The sequence below is a fragment of the Streptomyces griseorubiginosus genome, from assembly GCF_036345115.1.
GTDB lineage: Bacteria > Actinomycetota > Actinomycetes > Streptomycetales > Streptomycetaceae > Streptomyces > Streptomyces griseorubiginosus_C.
In genome coordinates, this window is record NZ_CP107766.1 from 7,157,886 (window position 1) to 7,177,099 (window position 19,214).

Annotated in this window: 14 protein-coding genes; 5 read left to right on the top strand and 9 right to left on the bottom strand. The window is 71.7% G+C overall.

The window, feature by feature from the left end; translation table 11 throughout:
* Positions 1-8 precede the first annotated feature (8 nt).
* A complete protein-coding gene (locus tag OHN19_RS32320) occupies positions 9-782 on the top strand; it encodes a DsbA family protein (protein WP_330267583.1) in 774 nt (257 codons plus the stop codon).
* 81 nt (positions 783-863) lie between these two features.
* Entirely contained in the window at positions 864-1,835 is a 972-nt protein-coding gene (gene lgt, locus OHN19_RS32325) for a prolipoprotein diacylglyceryl transferase (protein WP_330267584.1), read from the top strand.
* 71 nt (positions 1,836-1,906) lie between these two features.
* Here lgt and OHN19_RS32330 read toward each other — a convergent pair whose 3' ends face one another.
* The 7 genes from OHN19_RS32330 to OHN19_RS32360 all read right to left on the bottom strand — a co-directional run bounded on the left by OHN19_RS32330 (position 1,907) and on the right by OHN19_RS32360 (position 9,707).
* Positions 1,907-2,737, bottom strand: a complete 831-nt coding sequence (locus tag OHN19_RS32330) for a CoA ester lyase (RefSeq protein WP_330267585.1) — start codon at positions 2,735-2,737, stop codon at positions 1,907-1,909.
* Positions 2,734-3,924 (bottom strand): CoA transferase, encoded by a 1,191-nt coding sequence (locus OHN19_RS32335; protein WP_330267586.1) that lies wholly within the window; start codon positions 3,922-3,924, stop codon positions 2,734-2,736. Before OHN19_RS32335 ends, OHN19_RS32330 begins: the two co-directional genes overlap by 4 nt.
* Complete coding sequence (gene rbsK / locus OHN19_RS32340; RefSeq protein WP_330267587.1) at positions 3,921-4,814, bottom strand: ribokinase; 894 nt, start codon at positions 4,812-4,814, stop codon at positions 3,921-3,923. Before rbsK ends, OHN19_RS32335 begins: the two co-directional genes overlap by 4 nt.
* Positions 4,815-4,880: 66 nt before the next feature.
* Entirely contained in the window at positions 4,881-6,236 is a 1,356-nt protein-coding gene (locus OHN19_RS32345; protein ID WP_330267588.1) for an ADP-ribosylglycohydrolase family protein, read from the bottom strand.
* Positions 6,224-7,390, bottom strand: a complete 1,167-nt coding sequence (locus OHN19_RS32350) for an ADP-ribosylglycohydrolase family protein (protein ID WP_330267589.1) — start codon at positions 7,388-7,390, stop codon at positions 6,224-6,226. Before OHN19_RS32350 ends, OHN19_RS32345 begins: the two co-directional genes overlap by 13 nt.
* An 8-nt stretch (positions 7,391-7,398) precedes the next feature.
* Positions 7,399-8,694 (bottom strand): ADP-ribosylglycohydrolase family protein, encoded by a 1,296-nt coding sequence (locus OHN19_RS32355; protein WP_330267590.1) that lies wholly within the window; start codon positions 8,692-8,694, stop codon positions 7,399-7,401.
* Positions 8,691-9,707, bottom strand: coding sequence for an ADP-ribosylglycohydrolase family protein (locus OHN19_RS32360; protein WP_330267591.1), 1,017 nt, complete (start codon positions 9,705-9,707; stop codon positions 8,691-8,693). Before OHN19_RS32360 ends, OHN19_RS32355 begins: the two co-directional genes overlap by 4 nt.
* Positions 9,708-9,978: 271 nt before the next feature.
* Here OHN19_RS32360 and OHN19_RS32365 point away from each other — a divergent pair, with 271 nt between their 5' ends.
* The 3 genes from OHN19_RS32365 (at position 9,979) to OHN19_RS32375 (ending at position 17,141) form a co-directional block, all read left to right on the top strand.
* Positions 9,979-10,710: a VIT1/CCC1 transporter family protein gene (locus tag OHN19_RS32365; RefSeq protein ID WP_330267592.1), complete on the top strand. Its 732-nt coding sequence runs from the start codon at positions 9,979-9,981 to the stop codon at positions 10,708-10,710.
* A gap of 379 nt (positions 10,711-11,089) precedes the next feature.
* Positions 11,090-15,688 carry a glutamate synthase large subunit gene (gene gltB, locus OHN19_RS32370; RefSeq protein ID WP_330267593.1) on the top strand — a complete coding sequence of 1,533 codons (4,599 nt, stop codon included), beginning with the start codon at positions 11,090-11,092 and terminating at the stop codon, positions 15,686-15,688.
* The gene (locus tag OHN19_RS32375) at positions 15,681-17,141 is read left to right on the top strand and encodes a glutamate synthase subunit beta (protein ID WP_330267594.1); all 1,461 of its coding nucleotides are present in this window, start codon (positions 15,681-15,683) and stop codon (positions 17,139-17,141) included. The genes gltB and OHN19_RS32375 overlap by 8 nt, the downstream gene beginning before the upstream one ends.
* Positions 17,142-17,305: 164 nt before the next feature.
* On the opposite strand, the gene OHN19_RS32380 is transcribed toward OHN19_RS32375, so the two are convergent.
* Positions 17,306-18,238 (bottom strand): chitosanase, encoded by a 933-nt coding sequence (locus OHN19_RS32380; RefSeq protein WP_330267595.1) that lies wholly within the window; start codon positions 18,236-18,238, stop codon positions 17,306-17,308.
* On the bottom strand, positions 18,235-19,152 hold the full coding sequence (locus OHN19_RS32385) for a rhomboid family intramembrane serine protease (protein WP_330267596.1): 918 nt from the start codon (positions 19,150-19,152) through the stop codon (positions 18,235-18,237). The genes OHN19_RS32380 and OHN19_RS32385 overlap by 4 nt, the downstream gene beginning before the upstream one ends.
* Positions 19,153-19,214: the final 62 nt, after the last annotated feature.

Below are 19,214 nucleotides of genomic sequence, written 5' to 3' on the forward strand. Positions count from 1 at the left end.
CTGCGGGTGTGAGTGAGAAGAACCGTGAGGGAAAGCGCACCGCCCGGGAGCGGCTGGCGGAGGAGCGCGCGAAGCAGAAGTCCGCGGAGAAGCGGCGCCGGGTGCTGATCGTGGGCGCGAGCGTGGTGTGCGTCCTGGGGCTGGCCGCGGTGATCGGCGTGGTCGCGGCGAACTCCGGAAAGGACACCAAGGACTCCTCGGGGCCGGTGGTGGCACCCTCGGGGGCCAACGGCCAGGACAGCCTCGCCATCCCGGTCGGCGAGGAGGGCGCCAAGTCGACGCTCGTCGTCTACGAGGACTTCCGCTGCCCGGCCTGCAAGGCCTTCGAGACGGCGTACCGCCCGGTGATCCACGAACTCACCGGGTCCGGCGAGCTCAAGGTCGAGTACCACCTGGCGACCATCATCGACGGCAACATGGGCGGCACCGGCTCCCGCACCGCGGCCAATGCCGCGGCCTGCGCCCAGGACGCCGGGAAGTTCCCGGAGTACCACGACGTGCTCTACGAGAACCAGCCCGAGGAGACCAGCGACGACTACGCCGAGAACGCGAAACTGCTCGAACTGGCGAAGAAGGTCGACGGACTGGACACCCCCGCGTTCCGTACGTGTGTCGAGAAGGGCACCCACGACAGCTGGGTCGACAGGTCCGCGGCGGCTTTCCGCAACGGCGGCTTCAGCGGGACGCCGACGGTTCTGCTGAACGGCAAGAACATCTACCAGGACCAGACCATGACCCCGGCGAAGCTCAAGCAGCAGGTGCAGGAAGCCGCCAAGGGGTAAGGATTTCAGGCTCCCTGTTATGGACCCGTTGCCGGGCCGCCTGCCGTGGGCCCGGCCCGGCAGGGTAGCGTCGACCCTGCCATGGAACTTGCCTACATTCCCAGCCCGTCGCGCGGGGTGATCCACCTCGGTCCCATCCCGCTGCGTGGCTACGCGTTCTGCATCATCATCGGCGTCTTCGTAGCCGTCTGGCTCGGCAACAAACGCTGGGTCGCCCGTGGCGGGCGGGTCGGCACGGTGGCCGACATCGCTGTCTGGGCCGTGCCGTTCGGACTGCTCGGCGGCCGCCTCTACCACGTGATCACGGACTACGAGCTGTACTTCAGCGAGGGCCGTGACTGGGTGGACGCCTTCAAGGTGTGGGAGGGCGGCCTCGGCATCTGGGGCGCGATCGCGCTCGGCGCGCTCGGCGCGTGGATCGGCTGCCGGCGCCGGGGCATCCCGCTGCCCGCGTACGCCGACGCCGTCGCGCCCGGCATCGCCCTCGCGCAGGCCATCGGCCGCTGGGGCAACTGGTTCAACCAGGAGCTGTACGGCAAGCCGACCGACCTGCCGTGGGCCCTGCACATCACGTCCTCGACGGACGGCCGGGTGCCGGGCTACTACCACCCGACGTTCCTGTACGAGTCGCTGTGGTGCATCGGCGTCGCCCTGCTCGTGATCTGGGCCGACCGCCGCTTCAAGCTGGGCCACGGACGGGCGTTCGCGCTGTACGTCGCCGCGTACTGCGCGGGGCGCGGCTGGATAGAGTACATGCGCATCGACGACGCCCACCACATCCTCGGGGTCCGGCTCAACGTCTGGACCGCGATCATCGTGTTCCTGCTCGCGGTGACCTACATCGTGGTGTCGGCGAAGAAGCGCCCGGGCCGCGAGGCAGTCGTCGAGCCCGGTGCCGCCGACGGTGAGGGCGAAGCGGGCGAGAAGGCCGACGGCGAGGAGAAGGCCCCGGCCGACTCCGAGAAGACCGCCGCCGACGGGGACAAGGCAGACGCTGACGGGGCCGAGGCCGACGCCGATGCGGACGCGGCCGAGTCGGCGAAGAAGACCTGACGGTCGCCTGTACGACGACGAGGGCGCCCCGGGATTCCGGGGCGCCCTCGTCGTGTGTCAGGAGCGATGTGTCAGGAGCGGTGGGTCAGCGAGAGGGTCCGGTGGGCCTGGGCTGTCACCGCCGTGTCGATGAACGTGCCGTTCGGGAGGGTCTGCGCTCCCGGGTCGGTCTGTGCCGCCGCGAGGATGGACTGCGCCAGCTCGATCTCCTCCTCGGTGGGGAGGTAGGCGCGCTCGATGACCGGGAGCTGGCGGGGGTGGATGGCGGCCCGGCCCAGGAAGCCGAGGGTGCGGCCGTGCGCACAGGAGGCCTTCAGGCCTTCCAGGTCCCGGGTGTCGGGGTGCACCGACTGGGGCGGGGGAGGCAGCGCCGCCGCTCTGGCCGCCACGATCACCCGGGAGCGGGACCAGTCCAGGCCCGCGTCGTGCCGTACGCCCAGATCGGCCCGTAGATCCGCCTCGCCGAGCGCGATGCCCCGCAGGGCGGGGTGGGCGAGCGCGATGTCGTAGGCGCGCTCGACGCCCAGGGCCGATTCCAGCAGGGCGTACAGGGGCGGTGCGCCCTTCCCGGCCGGTGCCGTCGTCTCGGCGACGCGGGTGAGCTGGGCCGGGGAGGTGACCTTGGGCAGGCGGAGGGCCGAGAGGCCGGCCAGGGGCGCGAGCGCCGCCAGGTCGGCTGCCGCCAGGGGGGTGTCGACGGCGTTCACGCGGACGTGGACCGGCATCGGCTGGGGGACGGTGAGGCGTTCCGCCGTCGCCTCACGGGCGTACGTCTTGCGGTCGGGGGCGACCGCGTCCTCCAGGTCGATCACCACGACGTCGGCGCCGCAGCCCAGCGCCTTGTCCACGACGTGGGGGCGGTCGCCGGGGACGTAGAGCCAGGTGAGGGGGTGCGGTCTCACAGGGCGCCCTCCGTGCGCAGGGCCCTCAACTCGGCCTCGGTCAGGCCCAGTTCCGTCAGGACCTCGTCGGTGTCCGCGCCGTGCGGGCGGCCCGCCCAGCGGATCGCGCCGGGGGTCGCGGAGAGCCGGAAGAGGACGTTCTGCATGCGCAGCGGGCCGAGCTCGGGGTCGTCGACGGTGGTGACGGTGCCGAGGGCCTGGTACTGCGGGTCGGCCATCACGTCCCGGATGTCCTGGACGGGGGCGATGGCCGCCTCCGCCTTCTCGAAGGCCGCGAGGACATCGGTGCGGGTGCGTGCGGCGATCCAGGAACCGACCGCCGCGTCGAGGACGTCGGCGTGTTCCGCCCGCTGCGCGCCCGTCGCGAACCACGGCTCGTCGATCAGCTCCGGGCGGCCGACCAGGTGCATCACCCGTTCCGCGATCGACTGGGCCGAGGTGGAGACGGCGACCCAGGTGCCGTCGGCGGTGCGGTAGGTGTTGCGCGGGGCGTTGTTGGCGGAGCGGTTGCCGGTGCGCTCCTGGACGTGACCCAGCTGGTCGTACCAGGTGGGCTGGGGTCCGAGGGCCGCCAGGATCGGCTCGATGATCGCCATGTCGACGACCTGGCCCTCGCCGGTGCGGTCGCGGGCCGCGAGGGCCGTCATCACCGCGTACGCCGTGGCCAGACCCGCGATCGAGTCGGCGAGGCCGAAGGGCGGCAGGACCGGGGGCGCGTCCGGTTCGCCGGTGATCGCCGCGAAGCCGCTCATCGCCTCGGCGAGGGTGCCGAAGCCGGGGCGGCGGGAGTAGGGGCCGAACTGGCCGAACGCGGTGACACGGGCGAGGACCAGACGGGGGTTGACGGCGGACAGCTCCGGCCAGCCGAGGTCCCACTTCTCCAGGGTGCCGGGACGGAAGTTCTCGATGACGACGTCCGCCGTCCCGGCCAGCTTGAGGAAGGTGCCACGACCGCCCGGCTTCGACAGGTCGAGGGTGATGTTTCGCTTGTTGCGGCCCAGCAGCTTCCACCACAGGCCGATGCCGTCCTTCGAGGGGCCGTGGCCACGGGAGGGGTCGGGCTTCGTCGGATGCTCGATCTTGACGACCTCCGCGCCGAAGTCGCCGAGCATGGTGGCGGCGAGGGGACCGGCGAAGAGGGTGGCCGCGTCGAGCACGCGCAGGCCCTTGAGGGGGGTCTCGGTCATGACGTGTACCGGGCCTCGATCTCGGAGCGGTAGGGCATCGACGCCGAGGCGCCTTCCCGCTGGACGGAGAGGGCGGCCGCCGCGGCGGCCCAGGCCATCGCCTCCCGGATCGGGCGTTCCTCGCCGAGGGCGACCGCGAGCGCGCCGACGAAGGTGTCGCCGGCGCCCGTGGAGTCCACCGCGGTCACCCGGGGCGCGGGGACGGCGAGGGGTTCGGCGTCCCGGGTCAGGTAGAGGCTGCCCGCCGCGCCGAGGGTGATCACCACCCGGGGGACCCGGTCGAGGAGGGCGGCGCCCGCGGCGAACGGGTCGGCGACACCGGTCAGGGTGGCGGCCTCGTGCTCGTTGGGGACCAACAGGTCGGTGGCGTCGAGGAGTTCGGGCGGCAGTGGCCGGGCGGGGGCGGGTGTCAGGATCGTCCGGACGCCGTGGGCGCGGGCGGTCTCGGCGCCGGCCAGGACCGCCTCCAGCGGGATCTCCAGTTGCAGGAGCAGGGCGTCGGCAGAGGCGATCAGGCCCTCGTCGCCGGGGACGAGGTGGTCGACCGTGCCGTTGGCGCCGGGGACGACGACGATCGCGTTGCCGCCCTCGTCGTCCACGACGATGTGCGCGGTGCCGGTGGGGCCCTCGACGGTGCGCAGGTGGTCGGTGGTGACGCCGGAGTGCTCCAGGGTGGAGCGCAGCCGGGGGCCGAAGCCGTCGTTGCCGACCGCGCCGATCATCGAGACGGTGGCACCGGCGCGGGCCGCGGCGATCGCCTGGTTGGCGCCCTTGCCGCCGGGGATCGTCCGGAACTCCCTGCCGGTGACGGTCTCTCCGCGCCGGGGTGCCTTCTCGACGTAGGCGACCAGGTCCATGTTCGTGCTGCCGAGGACGGCGATGTGGGTCATGGCTGAGCAGCCTCCCGGTGGGCGATGCGGTTCATGGGCGAGCAGCCTCCCGGTGGACGATGTCGGTCATGGGCGAGCAGCCTCCCGGTGGGTGAGGTGGGCCAGGGTGTCGAAGCCGACCCCGTTGAAGTCGGCGACGGAGGTGGCCAGCCGGTTCTTGAGGGGGGCGGTCCAGTGGTCGGGGAGGCGTTCGGGGGAGCCGGTCAGCAGGGCGGCGATGCTGCCGGTCGTGGCGCCGTTGGAGTCGGTGTCCCAGCCGCCGCCCACCGCCCGGGACACGGAGCCGGTGAAGTCGCCGTGCGCGTGGGTGAGGGCGGCGGCGACGAGGGCGGTGTTGGGGATCGCGTGGACCCAGTGGTGGGTCCCGGCGTGGGTGGCGTGGAGTTCGTCCACGACCGTGTCGAAGTCGTCGTGCCGCCGGGCCAGCCCGATCGCGTGGGTGATCGCCCCGGCCAGGCGGGAGGCCGGGGGGATCACGGTGAGTCCGGTGCTCAGACAGGCGTGGACGTCCGGGGTCGCCGCCGCCTGCGCGATCACCGCCGCCGTGAACATCGCCGCGTAGACGCCGTTCGCGGTGTGGGTGAGGGTGGCGTCCCGGTGGGCCTGTGCGGCGGCCGCGGCCGGGTCGCCGGGGTTGGTCCAGCCATGGACGTCGGCGCGGATCAGGGCGCCGATCCATTCGCGGAAGGGGTTGCGGTGGCGGGCGGTCCGCGGGGGTTCCAGGCCCTCCAGGAGGTTGCGGTAGGCCAGGCGTTCCGCGGTGAAGGTGCGGCCCGCGGGGAGCTCGTCGAGCCAGAGCCTCGCCACGTCCGCGGTGCTGAAGCCCCGGCCGTGGCGTTGCAGCAACAGCAGGTTCAGCAACGGGTAGTTGAGGTCGTCGTCCTCGGGCATGCCGTCGATGTTCTCGGCGAGGGAGGTGGCGGCCGAGCGGCGGTTCCAGGGGTGCGCGGCGAGGAGGTCCGCGGGGACGCCCTTCGCGGTGAAGTACGAGTTCAGGGGCCAGTTGCCGGTGGCTCTGGCGAGTTGTCGGATGGCGTCCAGGGGAAGCTTCTCCACCGGCTTGCCGAGGAGGCAGCCGACGGCCCGCCCCAGCCAGGCGGCTTCCAGCGCGGACCGGGTGAGGGCGGCCGGGGCGGGCGACGGCCACGCCGGGCAGCGGGCCCTGATGCCCGCGAGGTCGGTGGGCTCGTCCTCCGCCAACCTGCTCGGCAGGTCCGCCAGTTCGTCCAGGAGGTCCTCCGCGAGCTGCCGCAGGTACCTGCTCGCGGGTTCGGCCGAGGCACCCGCCCGGATCGGCGCCTCCGCGCCACCGGCCGCCTTCCACCGCGCCGCGATCGCCGACGGCTCCCGGCCGTCCTGGCGCGCCTGGCGGAGTTCGTGGCCGAGCAGGTCCTCCGGCTGGACCCAGGTCAGTCGGAGCATCTCGGGCCTCCGAGCGCGGTGAAGGCCGACTCGTGGGCCCGGCGACGGCGTACGTCCTGCTCGAAGATCTGCCGGGTGACGGCTGTCAGGGTCGTCGCCGGCCCCCAGAGGTCCAGGCGGCTCGCCTCCGCGACGGTCTTGGCCCAGTCGTCCGGGACGGGGTCGCCCAGGGCACCCGCCAGCGCGCCCGCCATCGTGGCGATCGAGTCGCAGTCCCTGCCGTAGTTCACCGCGCCGAGGACCGCGTGCCGGTAGTCGCCGCCGGCCACGACCAACATGGCCAGCGCGACCGGCAGTTCCTCGATCGCGTGCACGCGCGAGGGACGGCGGGCACCGAGCGAGGGGGCGCGGTAGTCGTCGCCGACGGTGTCGTAGGGGGACACCGCCGCGCGCAGCGGCCGTAGCGCCGACTCGAAGTCCGTGTGCCGGGACGCCACTTCGCAGACCTTCTCGACGGCGGTGCGGGTGCCGTCCTTGGCGAGCGACAGACAGGCCGCGACGACCGAGTCGGGGGTGGCGCCCGGGGTGCTCGCCGCCGCCACGGCCGCCGCGAACACACCCGCCGCCTCCCTGCCGTACGACGACTGGTGGGCGCCCGCGATGTCCAGGGCCTCGGCGTAGGCGGCGGCCGGGTCCGCCGCGTTGACCAGGCCGACCGGGGCCATGTACATCGCCGCACCGCAGTTGACGATGTTGCCGACGCCCGCCTCCCGGGGATCGGCATGGCCGTAGTGGAGGCGGGTGACCAGCCACTTCTCCGCGAGGAAGAGGCGGTGCAGGGGGAGGGCCTCCGCCTCCAGTTCGGGGATCCAGCGCGGGGTCGTCATCAGGTCGGGGACGAGGTGGTCGGCGATCGCGTAGGCGTCCAGGTGGTCGCCGACCCGGTCGTAGACCCTGATCAGGGCGTGGGTCATCAAGGTGTCGTCGGTGACGTGGCCGTCGCCCTTGTGGTACGGCGCGATGGGGCGGGCGGTGCGCCAGGCGTCGCCGTTCCAGGGACCGACGACGCCGTGGACGCGGCCGGCGTGGCGCTCGAGGATCTGCTCGGGGGAGTAGCCCTCGACGGGGCCGCCGAGGGCGTCGCCCACCGCCGCGCCCACGAGGGCTCCGGTGATCCGTTCCTCAAGGCTGCTTTCTTGGTTTTTGGGCGTCATGCCCGGAATCATCCTCCTGGGAGGGGTGCTTGTGCGGCTTCCAGGAGTCCGGCGAGTTCCACGAGGTCCGTGCCGGTGAGGCGGGGGAGGGCGCAGCCGGAGAGGGTGCGGCAGGCGGCCTGCCAGGTGGCGGGGATCGATCCGCTGCCTCCCAGCGCGCCGGTCAGGGCGCCGACCAGGGCCGGGGCGGAGTCCGCGACCCGGGACAGACAGGCCGCCGCGGGGATCGCCTCGGCGATCCGGCCCTGCGCGGCGGTGGCCAGGGCGAGGGCCACGGGGACGGTCTCGGCGGCCGCGATGCCGTAGCTGTAGACGTGGTCGACGATGTCGTGTTCCAGGGCGGGGATCAGGGCGAAGGCGCTGTCGGCGGACTGGGCGAGGTGCAGGGCGTGGCGGGCGTTGCGGCCGATCTCCGTCTGCGCGGGGAGTTCGGCGAGGGCCGCCGACACGCAGGTCTCCACGGTCGCGCCGGTCAGGGCGAGGGAGACGGCCGCAGCCATCGCCCGGGCGCCGTGCACTCCGTCGCCGTCCTGGGTGTAGCGGGCGTCGAACTCGGCCAGGTCCGCGGCGAGTCGGGGGGCGCCGGGGTGGGCGACGGCGAGGACACAGGCCCGGACGCAGGCCGCGTCGTCGAAGTAGTGGGGGTTGTCGTGGCCGGTGGCGGGCGGGCGCAGGCCGGTGGCGAGGTTGCCGAGTCCCGCGCGTACGGAGATGCGGGCGCGCAGGGGGATCTCGGCGGACTCGATCTCCGGGGCCTTGTCCGTCGCGGCGGCCACTTCGTCGGCGAGGGCGTTCCAGGTGAGGTCGATCGCGGTTCTCGTACGGCGGTCCCGGGGGAGGTCGCCGAGGGCGGTGCCGTCGGCTGCTCTGAGGAGGGCTTCCGCGGTGAGAGCCGCCCATTCGGCGTCGTCGGAGGGGCCGAGGCGGAGGGGCTCGGGGGGTTGGTTGAGGGCGATGGGGACGGGGAGGGTGGTGGTGGCGTTCTGCTCGGCGAAGGTGTCCAGTTCGCGGGTCAGGCGGCGGGTCCAGTCGGGCATGCGGGCGGCTCGGTGGCGGGCGGAGGGCCAGCCGGCTGCGTCGCCTGCGGCCAGGCCCAGCAGGAGGCCGACGGTTCTGCCCGCCTCGGCTTCGGCTTTTGTGTTCCCACCCGCACCACCCGTTTCGCTTTCGTCTTCGGGTGCGGGTGGCCCTTGTGGGGCGAGTTCGCCGTCGGCGGCCGCGGCTTCGTTCGGCGGTGCTTCCGCGGGGGTGTTGGTGGGTGCCGTCAGTGTCGTCGGTTCGTCCCAGGGGAGTGGTGGTGTCATGAGGTGGCCTCCGGCCCGGTGCTCTGTACCAGCAGGTCCGCCACGTCCAGTACGTGTCGGCCCGCCATCGACGGGAGGCAGCTGCCTCTCGCCGGGCCGATCGCCGTGGCCCAGGCGGCCGGGATCGCCGACACCCCCCTCGTCGCGCCCGCCAGCGCTCCCGCCACCGCCGCCGTCGTGTCCGCGTCCCTTCCCATGTTCACCGCCGTCAGGACCGCCTCGCGGAAGTCGCCGTCGGCCGCCGCGTACGCGCCGAAGGCGAGGGCCACCGCCTCCGGGGCCAGGTCGGTCCACGGGTAGCCGCCGATCACCACCGCGGAGCGGACCGCCTTCTCGCCCCGGTGGGCCACCGCCACCGCCCTGCGCAGGGACCTCGCCGTCCAGCTGTCGTCCGGGATCACCGCCAGCGCGGAGGCGACGACGGCGATCGTCGGGGCGCCCGCCATCGCCGCCGCCACTCCCGCGGCGACCGCCTGGCCGCCGTAGATGCCCTCGCCGTCATGGCTCACCGAGCCGTCGATCGCCACCAGCCGGGCCGCCTCCGCGGGGCGGCCCGCCGCGAAGACGCCGAAGGGTGCCGCGCGCATGGCCAGGCCGTCGCTCCAGGCGTGCCGGTGCTGGGCCGAGATGGGGGCCGCGAGGCCCCGGCGGAGGTTCTCCAGCGTGCCCCGCTCACTGAAACCGGCGCCCCGGAACGGGCCCTCGTCGCGGTCCGCGATCCACTCGTGCCAGGCCCCCTCCACATGGGCGGGGGTGAGGGCCGAACCGTGCCGGGCCAGCAGCAGCCCCGAGAAGATCGTGTACTCCGTGTCGTCCGTGCCCGACGGGGTCTCGGCCACGAAGCCCTCGATACGGCCCCAGCGGTCCCGGATCTGCGACGGCTTCAGGTTCTCGGCGGGGGCGCCGAGGGCGTCCCCGACCGCCAGGCCCAGCAGGGCGCCGCGGGCCCGCTCGCGGAGTTCGGCGGCGCCCTGGGGCGCGGGAACCGGGGGAACGCAGGCGATCGATGTCATACGCGGGCCTTTCCACAGAGACACCTTTTGCTGAGACACCTTTCGCGGATGTGTCCCACCATCGGCGGTTGACCGGAGCCTCCTGGCCCGCAACGTCACCCGGTCGACATCTGTGCAGCCGTGCTATCGAATGAGCGCTCGATGGTAAAACCGCAGGTTAGCCCAGCCTTTCCTTGCTGGCGGACGGGAATGCGCCGACGTACTGTGGGCGTTGTTGAGAATTAGAACTTGTCCAAAGTTAGCTTTGGCTTAGCTTCCCTGGGGGACCGGAATGGCCATCATCGACATCGAGGCGCCACTGCACGAGGCGCACCGCGACAACCACACGCACCGGGACGTCAACGGCGGCTGGCTCCGGCCCGCCGTCTTCGGGGCCATGGACGGGCTGGTCTCCAACCTCGCCCTGATGACCGGTGTCGCCGGTGGAGCCGTCGGTCAGCACACCATCGTGCTGACCGGACTCGCGGGGCTCGCCGCCGGTGCCTTCTCGATGGCCGCCGGTGAGTACACCTCCGTCGCCTCCCAGCGTGAGCTGGTCGAGGCCGAGCTGGACGTCGAGCGGCGCGAGCTGCGCCGGCACCCGCAGGACGAGGAGGCCGAACTCGCGGCCCTGTACGAGGGGCGGGGCGTCGAGCCGGAGCTGGCGCGCGAGGTCGCCCGGCAACTGTCCAAGGACCCCGAGCAGGCCCTGGAGATCCACGCCCGCGAGGAGCTGGGCATCGATCCCGGCGACCTGCCCTCGCCGCTCGTCGCCGCCGTCTCCAGCTTCGGCTCCTTCGCGCTGGGCGCCCTGCTCCCCGTACTGCCGTATCTGCTCGGCGCGACCGCGCTCTGGCCCGCCCTGCTGCTCGCCCTGTTCGGGCTGTTCGCGTGCGGTGCCGTCGTGGCCAGGGTGACCGCGCGGACCTGGTGGTACAGCGGACTGCGGCAGCTCGCGCTGGGAGGTGCGGCGGCCGGTGTGACGTACGCCCTGGGCAGTTTGTTCGGAACGGCCGTAGGATAGGTCGGCTGCTACTTATGCGTTGGGCCGCATAAGTAGCCGTTACTCGCTGGTTTCGACTGCATGACCACTGGGCATGAGCCGTAAGCACTGTGGGCAATGACGCTTGCGGCGCACTCGCGGGGTCGGCGACGACGCCTTCCCCGCCTCCTGGGTCGACGGACAAGGATCTGACCGATCAGTCCGGCTCGGCCCCCACATACTTCAAGCCACGTGTGCGGTACCCCCCTCGCACCGCGTGGCGTCCGCATGTTGGAACGGAGTATCCGGTTCCCGAGATCCGCTCCATCATGTAACCTGCACGAAATTTTGCACTCACGCAGAGGGCCAACGTCGTCCCTCGGCAAGCTGAATATGCCAATTGACGACGACGGGAGAGCCGATGCGTACGCCGCGCCAGCCGTCCCAGCACTCCACGAATGGCCAGAAGTGGTCGTTCATGGATGCTCGCCCTGCTGCGCAGGGTATGTACGACCCCCGCAACGAGAAGGACGCCTGTGGCGTCGGTTTCGTGGCCACCCTCACCGGCGAGGCGAGCCATGCGCTGGTCGAGCAGGCGCTCACGGTTCTGCGCAACCTGGAGCACCGCGGTGCCACCGGCTCCGAGCCCGACTCGGGTGACGGCGCGGGCATCCTGTCCCAGGTTCCGGACGCCTTCTTCCGCGAGGTCGCCGGCTTCGAGCTGCCCGCGGCCGGCGCGTACGCGGTCGGTATCGCCTTCCTGCCCGAGGAGGGCACCGAGGACGCCGTCTCGAAGATCGAGACGATCGCCGCGGACGAGGGCCTGACGGTTCTCGGCTGGCGCGAGGTCCCGGTCGCCCCCGGGCTGCTGGGTGCCACGGCCCGCTCCACGATGCCCGCCTTCCGCCAGGTCTTCGTGACCGACGGTTCCTCGGAGGGTATCGACCTCGACCGCAAGGCCTTCGTGCTGCGCAAGCGCGCCGAGCGCGAGGTCGACGTGTACTTCCCGTCGCTGTCGGCGCGGACCATCGTCTACAAGGGCATGCTGACCACCGGTCAGCTCGAGCCCTTCTTCCCGGACCTGTCCGACCGCCGCTTCGCCTCCGCGATCGCGCTCGTGCACTCCCGGTTCTCCACGAACACCTTCCCGTCGTGGCCGCTCGCGCACCCGTACCGGTTCGTCGCGCACAACGGTGAGATCAACACCGTCAAGGGCAACCGCAACTGGATGGTCGCCCGCGAGTCCCAGCTGGTCTCCGACCTCTTCGGAGGCGAGGGCAAGGACCTGGAGCGGATCTTCCCGATCTGTACGCCGGACGCCTCCGACTCGGCGTCCTTCGACGAGGTCCTCGAACTCCTGCACCTGGGCGGCCGTTCGCTGCCGCACTCCGTGCTCATGATGATCCCGGAGGCGTGGGAGAACCACGACTCCATGGAGCCCGCCCGCCGCGCGTTCTACGAGTTCCACTCCACGATGATGGAGCCCTGGGACGGCCCGGCCTGTGTCACCTTCACCGACGGCAAGCAGGTCGGCGCTGTCCTCGACCGCAACGGCCTCCGCCCCGGCCGCTACTGGGTCACCGACGACGGTCTCGTCGTCCTCGGCTCCGAGGTCGGCGTCCTCGACATCGACCCCGCCAAGGTGGTCCGCAAGGGCCGCCTCCAGCCGGGCCGCATGTTCCTCGTCGACACCGTCGAGCACCGCATCATCGAGGACGACGAGATCAAGGCCGCCCTCGCCGCCGAACAGCCCTACGCCGAGTGGCTGGAGGCCGGGGAGATCGAGCTCTCCGACCTGCCCGAGCGCGAGCACATCGTGCACACCCACGCCTCGGTCACCCGCCGCCAGCAGACCTTCGGCTACACCGAGGAGGAGCTGCGCGTCATCCTCGCGCCGATGGCCAAGGCCGGTGCCGAGCCGATCGGTTCGATGGGCACCGACTCGCCGATCGCCGCGCTCTCCTCGCGCCCCCGGCTGCTCTTCGACTACTTCACCCAGCTGTTCGCGCAGGTCACCAACCCGCCGCTGGACGCGATCCGCGAAGAGCTGGTCACCTCCCTGCGCTCCTCGCTGGGCCCGCAGGGCAACCTCCTGGAGCCGAGCGCCGCGTCCTGCCGTACGGTCACCCTGCCCTTCCCGGTGATCGACAACGACGAGCTGGCCAAGCTCATCCACATCAACGCCGACGGCGACATGCCCGGCTTCAAGGCCGCGACCCTGTCCGGCCTGTACCGGGTCTCCGGCGGCGGCGACGCCCTCGCCGCCCGCATCGAGGAGATCTGCGCCGAAGCCGACGCGGCCATCGACAACGGCGCCCGGCTGATCGTCCTGTCGGACCGCCACTCCGACGCCGAGCACGCGCCGATCCCCTCGCTGCTGCTCACCGCGGCCGTCCACCACCACCTCATCCGCACCAAGCAGCGCACCCAGGTGGGCCTGCTGGTCGAGGCCGGTGACGTCCGCGAGGTCCACCACGTCGCCCTGCTGATCGGCTTCGGCGCCGCGGCCGTGAACCCGTACCTCGCCATGGAGTCCGTCGAGGACCTGGTCCGCGCCGGCACCTTCCTCTCCGACATCGAGGCCGAGAAGGCCATCCGCAACCTGATCTACGCCCTCGGCAAGGGCGTCCTCAAGGTCATGTCGAAGATGGGCATCTCCACCGTCGCCTCCTACCGCGGCGCCCAGGTCTTCGAGGCCGTCGGTCTCGAAGAGGGCTTCGTGGAGAAGTACTTCAGCGGCACCGCCTCCAAGATCGGCGGCGTCGGCATCGACGTCATCGCCAAGGAGGTCGCCGCCCGGCACGCCAAGGCGTACCCCGCCTCCGGCATCGCTCCCGCGCACCGCGCGCTGGAGATAGGCGGCGAGTACCAGTGGCGCCGTGAGGGCGAGCCGCACCTGTTCGACCCGGAGACGGTCTTCCGCCTCCAGCACTCGACGCGTGCGAACCGCTACGACATCTTCAAGAAGTACACGGACCGCGTGAACGAGCAGTCCGAGCGGCTGATGACGCTCCGTGGACTCTTCGGGTTCAAGTCGGACCGCCCCTCGATCCCCGTCGACGAGGTCGAGCCCGTCTCCGAGATCGTCAAGCGCTTCTCCACCGGCGCCATGTCGTACGGCTCCATCTCCAAGGAGGCGCACGAGACTCTCGCCATCGCCATGAACCAGTTGGGCGGCAAGTCCAACACCGGTGAGGGCGGCGAGGACCCGGACCGTCTCTACGACCCGGCCCGCCGGTCCTCCATCAAGCAGGTCGCCTCCGGCCGCTTCGGCGTGACCTCCGAGTACCTGGTCAACGCGGACGACATCCAGATCAAGATGGCCCAGGGCGCCAAGCCCGGCGAGGGCGGCCAGCTGCCCGGCCACAAGGTCTACCCGTGGGTCGCCAAGACCCGGCACTCCACCCCGGGTGTCGGCCTGATCTCCCCGCCGCCGCACCACGACATCTACTCCATCGAGGACCTGGCCCAGCTGATCCACGACCTGAAGAACGCGAACCCGCAGGCGCGGATTCACGTGAAGCTGGTCTCCGAGGTCGGCGTCGGCACGGTCGCCGCCGGTGTGTCCAAGGCCCACGCGGACGTCGTGCTCATCTCCGGCCACGACGGCGGTACGGGTGCCTCCCCGCTGACCTCCCTGAAGCACGCGGGCGGTCCCTGGGAGCTCGGCCTCGCCGAGACCCAGCAGACCCTGCTGCTCAACGGTCTGCGCGACCGGATCGTCGTCCAGACCGACGGCCAGCTCAAGACCGGCCGTGACGTCGTCATCGCCGCGCTGCTCGGCGCCGAGGAGTTCGGTTTCGCGACCGCGCCGCTCGTCGTCTCCGGCTGCGTCATGATGCGCGTCTGCCACCTGGACACCTGCCCGGTCGGCATCGCCACCCAGAACCCGGTCCTGCGCGACCGGTTCACCGGCAAGGCCGAGTACATCGTGAACTTCTTCAAGTTCATCGCCGAAGAGGTCCGCGAGATCCTCGCCGAGCTGGGCTTCCGCTCCATCGAGGAGGCCGTCGGCCACGCCGAGACCCTCGACGTGACCCGCGCGGTCAACCACTGGAAGGCGCAGGGCCTGGACCTGGCCCCGCTCTTCTACGTGCCCGAACTGCCCGAGGGCGCCGCGCTGCACCAGGTCATCGAGCAGGACCACGGCCTGGAGAAGGCGCTCGACAACGAGCTCATCAAGCTCGCCGCCGACGCCCTGGCCGCCGACTCGGCGACCGACGCCCAGCCGGTGCGCGCTCAGGTCGCGATCCGCAACATCAACCGCACGGTCGGCACCATGCTCGGCCACGAGGTGACGAAGAAGTTCGGTGGCGCGGGCCTGCCCGACGACACCATCGACATCACCTTCACCGGCTCCGCCGGCCAGTCCTTCGGCGCCTTCCTCCCGCGCGGTGTCACGCTGCGCCTGGAGGGCGACGCCAACGACTACGTCGGCAAGGGCCTCTCCGGCGGCCGGGTGATCGTCCGTCCCGACCGGGGCGCCGACCACCTCGCCGAGTACTCCACGATCGCCGGCAACACCATCGCCTACGGCGCGACCGGCGGCGAGCTGTTCCTGCGCGGTCGTACCGGTGAGCGCTTCTGCGTCCGCAACTCCGGCGCCCTGGTGGTCTCGGAGGGCGTGGGCGACCACGGCTGCGAGTACATGACCGGCGGTCACGCGGTGGTCCTCGGCGAGACGGGCCGCAACTTCGCGGCCGGCATGTCCGGCGGCATCGCCTACGTCATCGACCTCGACAAGGACAACGTCAACGTCGGCAACGTGGACGCCGTCGAGGCGCTCGACGACACCGACAAGCAGTGGCTGCACGACGTGGTGCGCCGCCACCAGGAGGAGACCGGCTCCACGGTCGCCGAGAAGCTCCTGGCCGAGTGGGACACCGCCGTGGACCGCTTCAGCAAGATCATCCCCAGCACGTACAAGGCAGTGCTCGCCGCCAAGGACGCCGCCGAGCAGGCGGGACTCTCCGAGTCCGAGATCACCGAGAAGATGATGGAGGCGGCGATCAATGGCTGACCCGAAGGGCTTCCTGAACCACGGCCGCGAGGTCGCCAAGTCCCGCCCCGTCGACGTCCGTCTGAAGGACTGGAACGAGGTCTACGTCCCGGGCTCGCTGCTTCCGATCATCTCGAAGCAGGCGTCCCGCTGCATGGACTGCGGCATTCCGTTCTGTCACAACGGCTGTCCGCTCGGGAACCTCATCCCCGAGTGGAACGACTACGCCTACCGCGAGGACTGGGCGGCCGCGTCGGAGCGTCTGCACGCGACCAACAACTTCCCGGAGTTCACCGGGCGGTTGTGCCCGGCTCCCTGTGAGTCGGCGTGTGTGCTCGGCATCAACCAGCCGGCCGTGACCATCAAGAACGTCGAGGTCTCGATCATCGACAAGGCGTGGGACAGCGGCGACGTCGCGCCGCAGGCCCCCGAGCGCCTGTCCGGCAAGACCGTCGCCGTGATCGGCTCGGGCCCGGCCGGTCTCGCCGCCGCCCAGCAGCTCACGCGGGCCGGTCACACCGTCGCCGTCTACGAGCGCGCGGACCGCATCGGAGGCCTCCTCCGGTACGGCATCCCGGAGTTCAAGATGGAGAAGCGGCACATCAACCGCCGTATCGAGCAGATGCGCGCGGAGGGCACCCGCTTCCGTACCGGTATCGAGATCGGCCGCGACCTCAAGGCGACCGACCTGAAGAAGCGGTACGACGCCGTCGTGATCGCCGCCGGTGCCACCACCGCGCGTGACCTGCCGGTGCCGGGCCGCGAGCTCAAGGGCATCCACCAGGCCATGGAGTACCTGCCGCTGGCGAACAAGGTCCAGGAGGGCGACTACGTCACCTCCCCGATCTCCGCCGAGGGCAAGCACGTCGTCGTCATCGGCGGCGGCGACACCGGCGCGGACTGCGTGGGCACCGCCCACCGCCAGGGCGCGGCCTCGGTGACGCAGCTGGAGATCATGCCCCGGCCGGGCGAGGAGCGGAACCCGAACCAGCCCTGGCCGACCTTCCCCATGCTGTACAAGGTCACCTCCGCGCACGAGGAGGGCGGCGAGCGGGTCTACTCCGTCTCGACGACCCACTTCGAGGGCGACGAGGACGGCAATGTCCAGTGGCTGCACCTCACCGAGGTCGAGTTCATCGACGGCAAGCTGACCCCGAAGCCGGGCACCGAGCGCAAGATCCCCGCCCAGCTGGTCACCCTCGCCATGGGCTTCACCGGCACCGACCGGGAGAACGGCCTGGTCGAGCAGTTCGGCCTGGAGCTCGACGAGCGCGGCAACATCGCCCGCGACGCCGACTTCCAGACCAACGTGCCGGGCGTGTTCGTCGCCGGTGACGCCGGCCGCGGCCAGTCGCTCATCGTGTGGGCGATCGCGGAGGGCCGCTCGGCCGCCCGCGGCTGCGACCGCTTCCTGGCGGGCGCGAGCGAGCTGCCGGCGCCGATCCGGCCGACGGACCGTTCGCTGATGGTCTGACGGTCACCAGGGGGACCTGACGGTCCCTCACACAGCGTCCCGTACAAAGGCGTACGGAACACTGACGGCGCCCGCCTCACGTCCCCGACCGGACCGAGGCGGGCGCCGTCGCATGCGCTGCTACGGCACCTTCTCCTACGGCACCTTCTCGTACGGCACCTCTCCTACGGCACCTTGAACGTCTCCCCGTACACCTGCCACTCCAGCGGAGTCCGCAGGCCCAGGTTCCCGTCCTCCAGGAACCGCCGTTGCGCGGTGTCGACGCGGCTGGTGTCGATGCCGGGGTGCTTGGTGCGCATGGCGTCCTCGCGGACGTCCAGGAAGGCCTTCAGGTAGGCCTTCTCGGAGCCGCCCCCGGTCGGGCTCGCGGCCTTGCGCAAGGCGCGTGCGCGCAGGCCGTAGAAGCTGGTGGCGTCGGTGCCCGGGCCGTGGAAGACCATGGCGTCGTAGTAGACGAACTGGCCGAGGGCGCCGAGCCCGTCGAGCTTGGCGAGGCGGACCGCGGGGTCGAAGTAGACGCGGTCGCGCGCCGCGTCCTGGGCCTTCCGGAAGGCGGGCACCTGGGCCTCCGCCTTCCACGCGGCCGTGAAGCCCGGGTCCAGGCCCTCGTGGGAGTCCGTGCCGTCGACCGCGCGCAGGGCGGGCAGGTAGCGCGCGAGGCCGTTGTCCGGGTGGGCCTTCGTGTAGCCCTCGACGAGGGTGAGCAGGTCGTTGGTGCCGGTGCAGAAGCCGATGATGCCGGCCGTGTAGCCCTGGCCGTCGCCGATGTCCTCGATGTAGGCGTAGGCGCTGCGCCAGTCGAGGGTGGAGTTCTCGGCACTGGCCACCAGCTGCTGCGCGAGGTCCTTCTCGGCGGGCGCCGCGAGGCCCGGCGGGAGGCCGCCGATGACCTTGTAGCTCGCCGAGCCCCCCGACTGCTCCGCCCAGTCCTTGGCGCCCTGGGCGTCCTCGGTGTCCTCGGCCGCCTGCGCCCGGTAGGCGGAGGAGAGATCCGGGCCCGCCCGGCTCGCGTCACCGTCCTCGGGCGCGAGGAAGTACACCGACGCCGTGACGATCACGGGGACGGCGGCGAAGAGCAGCAATCCGGCGCGTTTCACTGGGCTCCCGTCAGCTCGGCGGCCTTCGCCCAGGCGCACACCACGAGCAGCACCAGCAGCGCGGCGCAGGCTCCCGCCTGCACGAGGGCGCGACGGCCGTCCCGGGGAGCGTACGCGTAGGCGAGCGTGACCGCGGCTCCGGTGAGCAGCCCGCCGAGGTGCCCCTCCCAGGACGTCATGGCCGCGGAGAGCACCAGCCACAGCAGCAGGCCCGCCATGAAGCGGTTGACCTGGGCCATGTCGGCGCCGAGCCGGCGGGCCAGCACGTAATAGGCCGCCCCGAGCCCGAAGATCGCGCCGGACGCGCCGAGCGTGGGGTCGTGGGGCGCGGCCAGCAGCACGAGGACCGAGCCGCCGAGCGCGGAGAGCAGATAGAGGGCGAGGTACCGGATCCGGCCCAGCTGGGCCTCGACCACGCGTCCGATGTTCCACAGCGACACCATGTTCATCACGATGTGCAGGATCCCGAACGTGCCCTCGGTGGGCGGCAGATGCAGGAACGCGCCGGTCAGCAGCCGGTACCACTCGCCGTCGACGACCCCCTCGACGTGGAAGTCGGGCGGGTACGCGGCCTGCCACACGTAGTGGCCGCCGTCCGGGCCCACCAGACCGGCCCCCAGCATCTCGAACCGGTCCACGATCGCCGGGCGCACCAACTCGCCGACGTAGGCGAGCACGTTGAGGCCGATGAGGACGTAGGTCACCAGCGGTACGGCCGTGATCCGCCCGCCGAACGCGGTCCGCGCCTGCCGTACCGACCGGGCCCCCTCCCGCACGCACTCCGGGCACTGGTGGCCGACGGCCGCCGCCCGCATGCAGTCCGGGCAGATGAACCGCTCGCAGCGGGTGCAGCGGACGTGGGACTCCACCTTCGGGTGGCGAAAGCAGGTGGTGAGGGTGGATTCGGGTTCCACGTCCGGCTCCTCGGAGTGAACAGGGGTGATCATTGAGCCGGTGGGGACGGCGGCGAACAAAA